Origin of the sequence: Mesorhizobium sp. M1E.F.Ca.ET.063.01.1.1, assembly GCF_003998155.1 — a bacterium.
Classification (GTDB): Bacteria; Pseudomonadota; Alphaproteobacteria; order Rhizobiales; family Rhizobiaceae; genus Mesorhizobium.
Window position 1 is genome coordinate 1 of record NZ_RZSC01001034.1, and the last position, 1,649, is coordinate 1,649.

2 protein-coding genes are annotated in these 1,649 nt (G+C 61.7%); both read left to right on the forward strand.

What is annotated here, in order from left to right; translation table 11 throughout:
* Positions 1 to 293, forward strand: a 293-nt coding sequence (locus EOA29_RS35680; RefSeq protein WP_189479101.1) for a pyridoxine 5'-phosphate synthase, incomplete at its 5' end; no start/stop codon positions are given.
* A 103-nt stretch (positions 294 to 396) separates the two neighbouring features.
* Positions 397 to 1,649: KUP/HAK/KT family potassium transporter (locus EOA29_RS35685; RefSeq protein ID WP_127222341.1), on the forward strand; the 1,253-nt coding region annotated here is incomplete at its 3' end.

Below are 1,649 nucleotides of genomic sequence, written 5' to 3' on the forward strand. Positions count from 1 at the left end.
ATACCGGCGCGGACCGGATCGAGCTCTACACCGGCCCGTATGGCAGTTGCCATTCCGATTCCGCCAAGGCCGCGAAAGAATTGGAAAAACTGGGAAAAACCGCCGACGCGGCTTTCGCGGCAGGGCTTCAGGTCAATGCCGGGCACGATCTGACCGTGGACAATCTGCCGGCGCTTGCCAAGCGTATCCCGGCATTGGCCGAAGTATCGATCGGACATGGGTTGACAGCCGATGCCCTGGAGTATGGCATGGCCCGCACGGTGGGACGTTTCTTGAAGGCCTGTGGATGGTAGCTCCGGGAGCTGAGCGTGACAGGCATGGGAGCCATCACGTTGCGGCACTTGATATTGCATCGCAGCAAGCGTAGAGCACCGCGCGTTTATCGGAGTGTCGTTTATGGCCCTTACCAATAGTGGTAGTGAGGCAGAACCCGTCGACCAATCGAGCCATACTGAAGTCGAGCAGCACAGCACCAAGATGCTGATGCTTGGCGCGCTCGGTGTGGTCTATGGCGATATCGGGACCAGCCCGATCTACGCGTTGCGCGAGGCATTGCATGCTTCGTCCGGCGGCGATGTGGCCACCCGTGGCGACATCCTTGGCGTGCTGTCGCTGATCATCTGGTCGCTGACTATCACGGTCACGATAAAATACATCATGTTCGTGCTGCGCGCTGACAACCGCGGTGAAGGCGGCGTGCTCTCGCTGATGGCGCTGGTGCGCGGCAGTTTCCCCACGCGCTCGGCTATCATCCTCGGCATCGGCATCATCGGGGCGTCGCTGTTCTTCGGCGACGCGGTGATCACGCCCGCTATCTCGGTGCTTTCGGCGGTCGAAGGTCTGGAGGTCGTAACACCTACCTTCCAGCCCTATGTCGTGCCGCTGACACTGCTCGTCCTTGCCATGCTGTTTGCCGTGCAGCGGTTCGGCACGGGCGGCGTCGGCCTCGTATTCGGTCCGGTCACCGCGCTATGGTTCCTGGCCATCGGCCTTTCCGGCCTCAATCATATTATCGACGACCCCGAGATTCTGTGGGCGATCAGCCCGCACTACATTGTCGCCTTCCTGATCAATTCACCCGACGTTTCCTTCGTGACCATCGGCGCGGTGTTCCTGGCGGTCACCGGCGCCGAGGCGCTCTATGCCGACCTTGGCCATTTCGGCCGCAAGCCGATCGTGCTGGCGTGGCTGGCGATCGTATTTCCGTGCCTGCTTTTGAATTATGCCGGGCAGGGTGCCTACGTGCTTGCCAAGGGTGGCACCGTCGGCCATCCGTTCTTCGAGATGAACGAGGGCTGGGCCCTCATCCCCATGGTGGCGCTGGCGACGGCGGCGACCGTGATTGCCAGCCAGGCGGTGATCTCCGGCGCCTATTCGCTAGCCAGGCAGGCTGTGCAACTCAACATGCTGCCGCGTCTCGAAATCCTGCACACGTCGGAGAAACAGTCCGGGCAAGTTTACATGCCGCGCGTCAACATGCTGCTGGCGCTTGTGGTGATGCTGCTGGTGGTCGGCTTCGGCGCGTCCAGCAGACTTGCCTCGGCCTACGGCATCTCGGTGACGGGCAACATGCTGGTAACGACGACGCTGCTGTTCGTCGTCATGACGCGCATCTGGAAGTGGAACATCTGGCCGGCGGGCGCGCTCAC